This window comes from Rhizobium sp. C1 (assembly GCF_021026335.1).
In the GTDB taxonomy this organism is placed as follows: domain Bacteria; phylum Pseudomonadota; class Alphaproteobacteria; order Rhizobiales; family Rhizobiaceae; genus Ensifer_A.
In genome coordinates this window covers 167,597-179,837 of sequence record NZ_JAJNCY010000010.1, presented here as the reverse complement: position 1 = coordinate 179,837, position 12,241 = coordinate 167,597, and the positions used below count along the sequence as shown (strand labels likewise).

9 protein-coding genes are annotated in these 12,241 nt (G+C 60.2%); 1 reads left to right on the top strand and 8 read right to left on the bottom strand.

Annotation, left to right across the window (positions count from 1 at the left end; genetic code table 11):
* Positions 1-137: 137 nt before the first annotated feature.
* Positions 138-557 (bottom strand): large conductance mechanosensitive channel protein MscL, encoded by a 420-nt coding sequence (gene mscL, locus LQK83_RS18975; RefSeq protein WP_230838963.1) that lies wholly within the window; start codon positions 555-557, stop codon positions 138-140.
* Between the two features lie 221 nt (positions 558-778).
* Between mscL and LQK83_RS18970 the strand changes: the two genes are divergently transcribed.
* Complete coding sequence (locus tag LQK83_RS18970) at positions 779-4,273, top strand: PAS domain-containing hybrid sensor histidine kinase/response regulator (RefSeq protein ID WP_230838972.1); 3,495 nt, start codon at positions 779-781, stop codon at positions 4,271-4,273.
* Positions 4,274-4,377: 104 nt separating this feature from the next.
* Here LQK83_RS18970 and LQK83_RS18965 read toward each other — a convergent pair whose 3' ends face one another.
* The 7 genes from LQK83_RS18965 to LQK83_RS18935 form a co-directional block, all read right to left on the bottom strand.
* Positions 4,378-4,608: a hypothetical protein gene (locus LQK83_RS18965; RefSeq protein ID WP_230838962.1), complete on the bottom strand. Its 231-nt coding sequence runs from the start codon at positions 4,606-4,608 to the stop codon at positions 4,378-4,380.
* 205 nt (positions 4,609-4,813) lie between these two features.
* The gene (locus LQK83_RS18960; protein WP_230838961.1) at positions 4,814-5,239 is read right to left on the bottom strand and encodes a hypothetical protein; all 426 of its coding nucleotides are present in this window, start codon (positions 5,237-5,239) and stop codon (positions 4,814-4,816) included.
* 418 nt (positions 5,240-5,657) lie between these two features.
* Entirely contained in the window at positions 5,658-6,083 is a 426-nt protein-coding gene (locus LQK83_RS18955; protein WP_230838960.1) for a hypothetical protein, read from the bottom strand.
* 457 nt (positions 6,084-6,540) lie between these two features.
* A complete protein-coding gene (locus LQK83_RS18950; RefSeq protein WP_230838959.1) occupies positions 6,541-8,754 on the bottom strand; it encodes a 3-hydroxyacyl-CoA dehydrogenase NAD-binding domain-containing protein in 2,214 nt (737 codons plus the stop codon).
* Positions 8,751-9,014, bottom strand: coding sequence for a hypothetical protein (locus LQK83_RS18945; protein ID WP_230838958.1), 264 nt, complete (start codon positions 9,012-9,014; stop codon positions 8,751-8,753). The genes LQK83_RS18950 and LQK83_RS18945 overlap by 4 nt, the downstream gene beginning before the upstream one ends.
* A 58-nt stretch (positions 9,015-9,072) precedes the next feature.
* Complete coding sequence (locus LQK83_RS18940) at positions 9,073-10,281, bottom strand: acetyl-CoA C-acetyltransferase (protein ID WP_230838957.1); 1,209 nt, start codon at positions 10,279-10,281, stop codon at positions 9,073-9,075.
* A gap of 152 nt (positions 10,282-10,433) precedes the next feature.
* Positions 10,434-12,230: an acyl-CoA dehydrogenase C-terminal domain-containing protein gene (locus tag LQK83_RS18935; RefSeq protein WP_230838956.1), complete on the bottom strand. Its 1,797-nt coding sequence runs from the start codon at positions 12,228-12,230 to the stop codon at positions 10,434-10,436.
* Positions 12,231-12,241 lie beyond the last annotated feature (11 nt).

Sequence of the window (12,241 nt, the reverse complement as noted above, 5' to 3'; positions counted from 1 at the left end):
CAAAGCCAACCCAAACGACCAAAAACCCGGCCAAAACAGAGGCCGGGCTCGATAAGGCACGTCTAACAATCTCCCAGCCGCGAAGACATCGCATTATGCAACGGTCCCACAAGGGGGGAGACGGAAAAAGGCACCGTTCAAGTCCGAGTCTTCAGCAGATCGCGGATTTCCGTCAGCAGCGCGATGTCTGCCGGCGGCGCGGCCGGAGCGGAGGGCTTGGCCTCTTCCTTGACGCGCAGGCGGTTGATGGCCTTGACCATGAGGAAGATGATCCAGGCGAGGATCAGAAACTGGATGACCACCGTGATGAAGCTGCCATAGGCGAGAACCGCGCCCTGCTTCTTGGCCTCAACGAGGTTCGTCGCCGTGACGGCAGAACTCAGGCGGATGAAGTAGTTGGAAAAATCGATGCCGCCGGTGACGGCGCCGATGATCGGCATGATGATATCGTCCACCAGCGATGAAACGATCTTGCCGAAGGCGCCGCCGATGATGACGCCGACCGCCAGATCCATGACATTGCCGCGCGCGATAAACGCCTTGAACTCTTCCAACATGTTTCCCCCAAATCTGCCTGATGGTTGCGATACCATTTGTTAACCCTTCAGCTCCGTGACATTAACACATTCTTTTCGTTCCGAAAGTCTGAAACGGAGCGAGGCGGAACAAGTTCCTCAGGGCCGGCAGTCTTGGCCTTTCGCCTCACTTTTCATGAGCATGCACTTGACCTATGCTCGCTCAGGGATCTGGAGGACGCAGGAAGATGGGAACGCAGGCCATGCTGCCGGGCTGGGTGGTTTTCGCCGCCGCGATCGGCTACCTGCTGCTTCTCTTCGCCGTGGCAAGCTTTGGCGACCGTCTGTCGCGCCGGCGCAGCCCAGCCAAGGGTCGGCCGCTGGTCTACGCCCTCAGCCTGGCCATCTACTGCACCTCGTGGACCTATTTCGGCGGCGTGGGCCTTGCCGCGCAGCGGGGCCTCGAATTTTCGGCGATCTATGTCGGACCGATCCTGCTCTTCACGCTCGGCCTGCCGCTGCTCCGCCGGATCATCACCCTGGCAAAATCCGAAAAGATCGTTTCACCCGCCGACTTCGTTGCCGCGCGCTATGGCAAGAACCCGACGGTCGCCGCCTTCGTGGCGCTGATCTCGCTCATCGGCGCGATCCCCTATATCGCCCTGCAATTGAAGGCGATCTCAATCTCCGTCTCGGCCATGGTGCAGACGAGCGCGTTTTCGGCCGCTGATGGCGGTTTTTCCTCCGCCTCGCTACCGCTTCTGGTGACCGTGTTCCTGGCCTTCTTCGCAGTCGTCTTCGGCACCCGCCACACCGACGCGACCGAGCATCAGGACGGGCTGATCCTTGCGATTGCCACCGAGTCCGTCGTCAAGCTCGTTGCCTTCTGCACGGCCGGCATCTTCATCACCTTCTTCTTGTTTGACGGACCCACGGCACTGTTCCAGGCTGCGGAGACGAACGCCCAGGCGATGGGGGCGCTGCACTACCAGACCTCGATCGGGCGCTGGGCGTTGCTGGTCCTGCTTTCGGCCTTCGCGATTATTCTCCTGCCGCGCCAGTTCCATGTGACGGTGGTGGAGAACCGGACGGCGGGTGAGCTGCGCATGGCCGGGCTGCTTTTCCCCGTCTACCTCGTTGCCATCAACATCTTCGTGATTCCGATTGCCATCGCCGGCGTCCTGCTGCTCGGCAAGACGGGCACGCCGGACCTTTATGTTCTGAATCTGCCGCTTCAGGCGGGGGCGCATGCCGTGTCGCTGATCACGCTGATCGGCGGCTTTTCGGCGGCGACCGCCATGGTGATCGTCGAGACGGTGGCGCTCGCGATCATGGTGTCCAACGACATCGTCATGCCGGTGATCCTGCGCCGGCGGCTGGTGACGCCGAGCCTCCACAATACCGATTACACGCAGTTCCTGCTGCGGGTGCGGCGCACGGCGATCTTCGTCGTGCTTTTGGCCAGCTACGCCTATTATACCTCGATCGACAGCGCGGCGGCCCTCGCCTCCATCGGGCTTTTATCCTTTGCCGCCGTCGCACAGATCGCGCCGCCGCTGTTTGGCGGGCTCGTGTGGTCGCGGGCGAATGCGCGCGGGGCCATTGCCGGCATGTCGGGCGGCTTCTTCATGTGGCTCTATTTCCTGTTTCTGCCGAGCTTCGGGCTGTCGCAGAACGATGTGCTGGCGGGCAGCATCCTCGCCTTCCTGTTTCCCGGCACGGAAGTGTTCAACGGGCCGAATGCGGACAATCTGGTCAATGCGACGCTGCTGTCGCTCATGGTCAATACCGGCCTCTTCATCATCGGTTCGCTGACGCGGCATTCGAAGCCGCTGGAGCGCATTCAGGCCGGCGTTTTCATGTCGCGCGGAGACGGGCGCAGCACACAGTGGCGCGGCGGCAAGACGCGGGTCTCTGTCGGCGACCTGAAGTCGGTGCTGGCGCGCTATCTCGGCGAAGAACGCATGCAACGTTCCTTCAAGACACATGAGCGGCAACTGGGCTTCGCGCTGCTCGAGAGCCAGCCCGCCGACATGGCGCTGGTGCAGTTCTCCGAACAGTTGCTGGCCAGCGCCATCGGTTCATCCTCCGCGCGGCTCGTCTTCTCACTGCTCCTGCAGCGCATGGAAGAGCCCTCTTCGGAGACCGCGCGCCTGCTCGACCAGGCGTCCGAGGCGCTGCAATATAATCAGGACATGCTGCATACCGCGCTCTCGCAGATGGATCAGGGCATCGCGGTCTTCGACACATCGAATGGGCTGACCATCTGGAACCGGCGGTTCCGCAAGCTGCTCGATCTGCCCGAACATGTCGGCGAAGTGGGCTTTCCACTCGCCGACATCGTGGCGATCCTTGAAAATCGGGGCGATGTCAGTTCGTCCGGGCGCGGCGACATGCTGGCGGATTTCAAGACGCTGGACAAACCCTTCTCGCTGGCTCTGAAAAGCGGCCGCATCATTGAGGTACGCTCCAACCCGATGCCGAGCAAGGGCATGGTGACGACCTATACGGATATCACGCATCAGGTCGAGGCCGACAAGGCCCTGAAGCAGGCGAATGAAACGCTGGAGCAGCGGGTGATTGCCCGCACCGGCGAACTCATCCGCGTCAACCGCGAACTCGGCGTCGCGCAGGCGGCGGCCGAAGAGGCCAATATCGGCAAGACACGCTTCTTTGCCGCTGCCGGCCACGACATTCTTCAGCCGCTCAACGCAGCGCGGCTTTATGCCTCGACGCTGGTCGAACGGTTCGAGGGCACCCAGGACAGGGATATCGTCCGCAATATCGATTCCTCGCTGGAATCAGTGGAGACCATTCTGGGCGCCGTGCTGGATATTTCACGGCTCGATACGGGCGCGATGAAGCCGCGCTTTTCGGCGGTGCCGCTCGGCGAGTTTCTGGGACGTATCGCCACCGACTTCCAGCCGATCGCGCGCGAAAAGGGGCTGGAGTTACGGGTTTTGCCCACCAAACTCACCGTGCGCTCGGACCCGACCCTGTTGCGCCGGCTGGTACAGAACCTCGTCTCCAATGCAATTAAATATACGCCCTCCGGCAAAGTGCTGGTGGGCGCGCGGCATGCGGGCGATACGGCGGTGATCCAGGTGGTTGATTCAGGCATCGGCATTCCGCAATCCAAATTCACCACCGTATTCCAGGAATTTGTGCGGCTCGACGAGGGCGCACGGGCCGCCTCTGGTCTGGGGCTGGGACTGTCGATCGTTGACCGGATCGCAAGGGTCCTGGAGCACCCGGTCGAACTGAAGAGCCGCGAGGGGCATGGAACGGATTTCCGCGTCGTCATTCCGATTGCCGAACCTGTCGAGTTGCCGGCCGAGCCTCAACCCGCGGCAGACAATGTGCGGCAGACGTCGCTGGCCGGCCTTTCGGTCCTGTGCATCGACAACGAGCGGACGATCCTCGACGGCATGGCTCTGCTGTTGCAGGGCTGGGGCTGCCGGGTCGTGACGGCGCTTTCAGCGGAGGAGGCGCTGGGGGGAGAGGACGCGGCGCAGCCGGACGTCATCATTGCCGATTATCATCTCGATGAGGGAACGGGGGTCAACGCGGTTGGCCGTATCAGGGCGCGCTATGGCGCTGATATCCCTGCCCTGCTGGTGACAGCCGACAGGACGCCGGAAGTGCGCGGCGAGGCCGAGGCACAGGCCATTTCCGTCATGCACAAACCGCTGAAGCCTGCGTCGCTGCGGGCCTATCTGGCACGCACGGCAGCCTTTTCCCGATCGGCTGCGGAATAGAGAGCAAGTCTCCCGTCGGGATAGCGAACAGGTTCTCGTACCCGGAGGACTTTCCAGGCCTGGACCGAGGCGAAAGCCGGATCCTGCTTCCGCTGCAACCCGGTCTACTCGTCGAACTTCTTCTCGTAGGGCATCATCATGATCGCCGTCGACATGGATGCGCCACCGAGCAGGAGCGAGAGCGGCGCGCCGACCAGCAGAATGGCGATGACCGGCATGGCCGAATGCTGGACGCGGGTGCGGAAGTCGCCGATGTTGAAGTAAAGCAGGGCTGCTGTCAGCACGAGGCCGATGAACATGCCGAAGGCGGCGTTGGCGGCGAGAAACCGCAGCATCTCTTGATGATCCTTGCGGGCCGCGGCGGGAGTCATTTTCGGTTTCTGGGACATGGTGGTTCGATCAGCGATGGGGATTATGACATAGATCTTACAATGCGGGGCTGGCATGATGCAATGCGGCAAAGCTTCGCGCCCGCACAAAACAGGAAGCCCCGCAGCGGGGTGCTGCAGGGCTTCTGGGGTCATTCACGGTGCAGGATGATCAACGGATCACGTATGCGGTCGAACCATCAGCAGCCTTGATCTTGCCGATCACGCTGGAGATCTGGACGTTTTCAGCCATCAAGGCATGGCTGACCGCATGGTTGGCCTTGATCTTTTCCTGCAGAGCGGCGACCCGAGCCGGTTCTGCCTTTGCACGATCGCGGAAGAAGTCGCGCTGTGCGTCCGGAAGTTCGCCGAGGCGATAGACCGTCACGTCCGATGCCTTGGCCGAGACACGCGTCAGGATGCCTTCCTTGTAGCCGTAGCCATAGGCCTGATGTGCGGCAGGAGCCGAGCTATCGGCGTTTTCAGCAACCATCTGCGCAAAGGCGGAATTCTCATTGTCTTCAGCCGAAGCCTGCACTGCAAAAAGAGCGGTGGCAGCCATCAGGCCAGCTGCAGCAAATGCGGTAAACTTGTTCATTTTCATCTCCATAAAATGTGGCGGACGACCGCCGATTGTCGAAAATTTCACTGACAATTCTTCTGCGCCTCAAGAAGCGCATGAGCTATTAACGCGCCGAAATTGGGAGAAATCGTGTCAAAATTCATTAAATGGAGTTCATGTTGAGCTCACATAATTAAATATAGGCAATCTTTCCGTTCAATCACGATTCAATTCGCCCGAAAGACCGGCAAAATACGAATATTGGACGTTAAATTCCCGTTAATTTATCTTTCTATACAATGTAAAAACATGACCCATTAAAAAAATTACAAAAATATTTCAACATATACGTTGTAGATTTATGATCCGGCTAACTGACCTACAAGCAAAAACGCCCCCCGCGGCAGTGGAACCGCGGAGGGCGTTCTGATTGTTCCAGAGAGGAACGATCAGGTTAGCGAACGATATAGGTCATCGAACCGTCAGCAGCGCGCAGCGAGCCGATCACGTCCTGAACGTTTACGTTACGCTCCTGAAGACCACGAACGACGTCTGCATTCTGCGCGATTTCGGAGCGGAGTGCCTGAACTGCGGAGGGGTCATTCTTGGCGCGGTCCTGAAAGGAGGCCTTTTCAGCCAGCGGCAGCTCGCTCGTGTAACGGATGCTCACGTTGCTTTCATGAGCGGCCTTGGCGAGGAAGCCGGGCTTGTAGGCATAGCCCACAGCACCATCTTCAGAAGCCGGAGCCGAGGTGCCGTAGGTGTTGGCGCGAACCATCTGGGCGAAAGCCGAATTTTCGTTATCAGCGAAGGCCTGGCCCGAAAGCAGGGCCGAGACGGACAGGACGCCAGCGGCGGCGAAAGCAGCAAACTTGTTCATTGTAGTCTCCATTTCAAAATGCGGTCCCACGAGGGAGGTTACCGCGAGGATTTTTCATTCCCCGCAATTCAATCGTGCACTACGCAGTGCGCGACTGAATGGCGGGAGCCGTTGAAGGGTTCGGCTGTTTCGGTGTTGAAACCGATCTGCATACCGTCGCCTTACGATGATTAATATGGATGACCGAACCGTTCGGTTCAATCTCAAAATTGAAAACGTATTGTTTCCAATCTGAAGACTTGAAATGTGGAATCTGACTAGTATGGAAATCTTATCAATTTCACTGAGAATCGATATTATTAAATATTTTCAATGATATAAAATATGACAATTTCACGACACTTAATTAGCTGACTAAGCAATAGGGCATCGTTTTCGCCGCAATTCCTCCGCATTTGGACATGGAAAAGGCCGCTCTAGGCGGCCTTTTTTATGCTTTTTTGACCATGTTTTGGTCTCAGGCAGCCTGTTTTTTCTCGCCATAGGGGTTGAAACGGGCATAGAACGTGTCGCCCGTCTTCGCCATTTCGAGAAGAAGCGGCGTCGGCTTGAAGTGCGGGCCGTATTGAGTCGCCAGCTTTTCGGCCAGCTCGACGAATGTCTTCACGCCCATGCCGTCGATATAGGAGATCGCGCCGCCCGTGTAGGGCGCGAAACCGAAGCCCAGGATGGAGCCGATATCGGCTTCGCGCGGGTCGGTCACGATCCCCTCTTCCATGGTGCGGGCCGCTTCCAGAGCGATGGTGACGAGGAAGCGCTGCTTGATCGTCGTGACATCGATCTTGTCCGGGTCCTGCTGGACGAACATGTCCTTCAGGCCGGGCCACATGGACTTCTTGGCGGGCTTGGCCGGATAGTCGTAGAAGCCCTTGCCGGCCTTGCGGCCGAGGCGGCCTTCCTTCTCGACCATCTCAGTGATCAGCGCCATGTGGCGCGGATCGACCGACTTCTCGCCGAGATCGGCAATCATCGCCTTCATGATCTTGTAGGAGAGGTCGACGGCGGTCTCGTCGTTGAGCGCCAGCGGGCCGACGGGCATGCCCGCCATCTTGGCCACGTTGTCGATCATGACGGCCGGGATGCCCTCTACGAGCATGTTATAGGCCTCGTTCATGTAGCGCAGCACGCAGCGGTTCACGTAGAAGCCGCGCGTGTCGTTGACGACGATCGGCGTCTTCTTGATGGCGGCCACGTAGTCGAGCGCCACGGCCAGCGCCTTGTCACCGGTCTTTTCGCCCATGATGACTTCGGTGAGCATCATCTTGTGCACCGGCGAGAAGAAGTGGATGCCGATGAACTGTTCCGGACGCTTGGAGTTTTCTGCCAATCCGGTGATCGGCAGCGTCGAGGTGTTGGACGCGAAGATCGCGCCGGGCTTCAGCACGGCTTCGACCTGCTCGGTCACGGTCTTCTTGATGCCGCGATCCTCGAACACGGCCTCGATGACGAGATCGCAATCGGCAATATCGGCATAGTCGGCGGTCGGCGTGATGAGGGAGAGAAGCTTTTCGCCCTCTTCCTTGCCGAGCTTGCCCTTCTTCTGGGCTTCGGTGACGAGGCCTTCAGAGGTCGCCTTGCCCTTCGTCGCGGCGTCGATATCGCGGTCGATCAGCACGACCTGGATGCCGGCGGCAGCGGTGACATAGCCGATGGAGGCGCCCATGAAGCCTGCGCCCACGATGCCAACCTTCTTGATCTCGCTCTTTTCAACGCCGGCCGGGCGGCGGGCGCCCTTGTTCAGCTCCTGAAGGGAGACGAACAGCGAGCGGATCATCGAGAAGGCTTCGGTGGTCTGCAGGATATTGGTGAAATAGCGCTGCTCGATGCGCAGGCCCGTGTCGATCGGAACCTGGAGGCCTTCATAGACGCATTTCACGATGGCCAGCGCTGCCGGATAGTTGCCGGCCGTTTCGCGGCGCAGAATGCCGTTGGCGGCGGAGAAGAGCTGGATGCCGTTCGGCGTCCAGACGGCACCGCCCGGAGCCTTGAAGCCCTTCTTGTCCCAGGGCGCGACCGGATCGACGCCCTTCTTGAGCAATTCCTTGGCAGCGGAAACGAGGTTTTCCGGCTCAACGACTTCGGCCACGAGGCCGAGCGCCTTGGCGCGCGACGCCGAGAAGGACGAACCCGTCGTCATGGCCTGAAGCGCATCCTGCGCATTGATCAGGCGCGGCAGGCGCTGCGTGCCGCCGGCGCCGGGGAAGATGCCGACCTTGACTTCCGGCAGGCCGATCTTGACCGACGGAGAGTTGGAGGCCACCCGGGCATGGCAGGCGAGCGAGAGTTCCGTCGCGCCGCCCATGCAGGTGCCGTTGATGGCCGAGACCCACGGCTTGCCGTTGGTTTCGATCTTGCGATAGAGCCAGGTCATGCGGCCGGCAGCGTCAAAGAGCTTCTGGGCAGCACCGGCAGGATCAGCCGCGCGCGCGCGCTCGATGGTCTCGAACATGCCCTTGAGCATGGTGAGGTCGGCACCACCCGAGAAGGCGTTCTTGCCGGAGGTGAAGACAACGCCCTTGACCTTTTCGTCTGCGACGGTCGCGTCAATGATCTTGTCGAGTTCGTCCATCACTTCGACCGTGAAGACGTTCATCGACTTGCCGGGCATGTCCCAGGTGACGAGCGCAATGCCGTCAGCGTCGGTTTCGACCTTGAAGTTTACGTAAGTCATTTTGCACCTCCCGCAGGAACGTCAGAATTGTTTTCAACGAGATCTTTGGCAACTCTGTCAGCCATGGCGTGAAGAACTGCCGCCTCCAGCCAACGTGGCAGCACCATCCACGTCATGTTTTCAAAGCGAGCTGGAAATCCATTTTTCTGATCCTCGCGACCATTCCAACGGATTAGCAACGCTTCTTCTTTGTCCCATAGCCCGCGCGCGATGGAGACATCTTCTTCTCCTCCATCAAGGAGAACTCTATGGAGTTCCAATCTCTCGTGAGGGGATCGAGCCTCCTCCGGAGGCCGATAATTTGCGTGCCTATCCATTTTACACTCTCTCGATGATCGTGGCCGTGCCCATGCCGGCGCCGATGCAGAGCGTGACGAGCGCGGTGTTCAGATCGCGGCGTTCCAATTCGTCCAGCGCCTGACCGAGGATCATCGCGCCGGTGGCGCCCAGCGGATGGCCGAGCGCGATGGCGCCGCCCGTGACGTTGATCTTGTCATGCGAAATGTCGAAGGCCTGCATGTAGCGCAGGACGACGGCGGCGAAGGCTTCGTTCAGTTCGAACAGATCAATATCGCCGATCGTCATGCCGGCGCGCTTCAGCAGCTTTTCGGTGACGTCGACCGGGCCGGTCAGCATGAGGGCGGGTTCGGAGCCGATATTGGCGAAGGCGCGGATGCGGGCGCGGGGCTTGAGGCCCATGGCCTCGCCGCCGGCCTTGGAGCCGAGCAGCACGGCGGCAGCGCCATCGACGATACCGGAAGAGTTGCCGGCATGGTGGACATAATTGATGCGCTCGACATCCGGATGCGCGTGCAGTCCGACGGCTTCAAAGCCGCCCATCTCGCCCGGCATCTGGAAGGACGGGTTCAGCGAGCCGAGCGACTGCATCGTCGTGTCGGGACGCATATGCTCGTCCTTGGCGAGGATGGTCAGGCCGTTGATGTCCTTCACGGCGATCACGGACTTGTCGAAATAGCCCTTTTCCCAGGAATTGGCGGCACGCTTCTGGCTCTCGACGGCATAGGCGTCGACGTCTTCGCGGGAGAAGCCATATTTGGTGGCGATGAGGTCGGCCGAGACGCCCTGCGGCATGAAATAGCCGGGGAAGGCAACGGAGGGATCAACCGGCCAGGAACCGCCGGCCATGCCCATGCCGACGCGCGACATGGATTCAACACCGCCGGCGATGACGATGTCGTCAGCGCCGAAGGCGATCTTGGAAGCCGCGAGGTTCACGGCATCGAGGCCGGAGGCGCAGAAGCGCGAGATCTGCACACCCGGCGCCTTGAAATCATAGCCCGCTTCAAAGGCGGCGGAACGCGGGATGACCGCGCCGGCTTCCATGACCGGATCAACGCAGCCGAAGATGATGTCATCGACGGTGGAGGTGTCCAGCCCGTTGCGGTCGCGGATGGCTTCCAGCGTCAGCGCGGCGAGACGGGGGGTCGGCACTTCGTGCAGCGCGCCGTCCTTCTTGCCGCGACCGCGCGGCGTGCGCACGGTGTCATAGATAAAGGCTTCGGTCATGATGTCTTCTCCCTTTGTGCATTTCCAGGAAAAAGTGCGAAGCGGTTTTCCGTTGGGAAATGCGAAAAAAATGTGCTGGCGGGTGCGCCGCCATTCCTCGACATGCGGAAAGGCCCTTGTCTTCAAGGGCCTTTCATTTCGTTGATCAGAACTCAGAACGCCTCGGCGGCCAGTTCCATCATCGTGTCTGCGCCGGTCTCGATGCGGGTCTTGCGCAGCGCCGTTTCCGGCATGACCTTGTCCATGTAGAAGCGCGCCGTGATCAGCTTGTTCTTAAGGTAGTCTTCGCGCGAAGAATTGCCAGCGGCGAGTTCATCCTGGGCGACCTTTGCCATCTTGGCCCACATGTAGCCGATGACGACGATGCCGAACATGTGCATGTAGTCATAGGAGCCGGCGCCGGCATTGTCGGGCTTGGCCATGGCGTTCTGCATGAACCACATGGTGGAAGCCTGCAGGTCGTTGAGACCCTTCTTCAGCGCCTTGGTGAAGCCGGAGAGCGCTTCGTTCGAACGGTTTTCCTCGCAGAAGGCGCCGACCTCGTTGAAGAGCGCCATGACGGCGCGGCCACCATTCGCCGGCAGCTTGCGACCGACGAGGTCGAGTGCCTGAATGCCGTTGGCGCCTTCATAGATCATGGCGATGCGGGCATCGCGGACATACTGGCTCATGCCCCATTCTTCGATATAGCCGTGGCCACCATAGACCTGCTGCGCCATGACGGCATGGTCGAAGCCCTTGTCGGTCATCACGCCCTTGAGGATCGGCGTCATCAAACCCAGGAGGTCAGCGGCGGTTTCACGGGCATTGGCATCGTCAGAACGATGCGCGATGTCGGACTGCAGCGCGGTCCAGAGCGCGAAGGCGCGGCCGCCTTCGTTGAAGGCACGCATGGTCATCAGCGCACGGCGGATGTCCGGATGCACGATGATCGGGTCGGCCTTGAGGTTCGGCGCCTTCGGGCCGGAAAGCGAACGGCCCTGGATGCGATCGCGGGCATATTGCGCGGCGTTCTGATAGGCGATCTCGCCCATCGACAGGCCCTGAAGACCGACGCCGAGGCGGGCTTCGTTCATCATGACGAACATGGCGGCGAGGCCCTTGTTCTCCGCACCGATGAGGTAGCCGGTGGCGTCATCGTAGTTCATGACACAGGTGGCGTTACCATGGATGCCCATCTTGTGTTCGAGCGCGCCGCAGGCGACACCGTTGCGGGCGCCGAGCGAGCCGTCTTCCTTGACCATGAACTTCGGCACGATGAAGAGCGAAATGCCCTTCGTGCCTTCCGGCGCGCCCTCGATGCGGGCGAGAACCAGATGGATGATGTTCTCCGACATGTCGTGTTCGCCGGCGGAGATGAAGATCTTCTGGCCGGAAATCTTGTAGGAGCCGTCTCCCTGAGGGACTGCCTTGGTGCGCAGCAGGCCGAGGTCCGTGCCGCAATGGGGCTCGGTGAGGTTCATCGTGCCGGTCCAGGTGCCGGCGATCATGTTCGGGACATAGGTCTGCTTCTGCGCATCCGAGCCATGCTCAAGGATGGCGGCGATCGCGCCCTGCGTGAGGCCCGGATACATCATCAGCGCCATGTTGGCGGAGATGAGATATTCGGAAACGGCGCTGTGCAAGACATAGGGAAGGCCCTGCCCGCCGAATTCTTCCGGCATGGAAAGACCCAGCCAGCCGCCCTGACAATACTGGTCGAAGGCTTCCTTGAAGCCCTTCGGCGCCTTCACACTGGCGTCATCGTTGCGAACGCATCCTTCCTGGTCGCCGGACAGATTGATCGGGAACATGACCTCTTCTGCCACCTTCGCAGCTTCGGCCGTGATAGCCTCCAGAAGGTCGGGACCGACATCGGCAAAACCGGGCATATTGGCGTGACGCTCGATGCCGAGGACATCGTTGAGCACGAACAGGGTGTCTTGTACGGGGGCTTTGAACACGGGCATGGCAGTCTCCT

Bases quoted from the DNA above. Each gene is read 5' to 3' on its own strand.
- LQK83_RS18950 (WP_230838959.1), bottom strand. From the start codon at position 8,754: ATGACTTACGTAAACTTCAAGGTCGAAACCGACGCTGACGGCATTGCG.
- LQK83_RS18965 (WP_230838962.1), bottom strand. From the start codon at position 4,608: ATGCTGCGGTTTCTCGCCGCCAACGCCGCCTTCGGCATGTTCATCGGC.
- LQK83_RS18970 (WP_230838972.1), top strand. From the start codon at position 779: ATGCTGCCGGGCTGGGTGGTTTTCGCCGCCGCGATCGGCTACCTGCTG.
- LQK83_RS18940 (WP_230838957.1), bottom strand. From the start codon at position 10,281: ATGACCGAAGCCTTTATCTATGACACCGTGCGCACGCCGCGCGGTCGC.
- LQK83_RS18955 (WP_230838960.1), bottom strand. From the start codon at position 6,083: ATGAACAAGTTTGCTGCTTTCGCCGCCGCTGGCGTCCTGTCCGTCTCG.
- mscL (WP_230838963.1), bottom strand. From the start codon at position 557: ATGTTGGAAGAGTTCAAGGCGTTTATCGCGCGCGGCAATGTCATGGAT.
- LQK83_RS18960 (WP_230838961.1), bottom strand. From the start codon at position 5,239: ATGAACAAGTTTACCGCATTTGCTGCAGCTGGCCTGATGGCTGCCACC.
- LQK83_RS18935 (WP_230838956.1), bottom strand. From the start codon at position 12,230: ATGCCCGTGTTCAAAGCCCCCGTACAAGACACCCTGTTCGTGCTCAAC.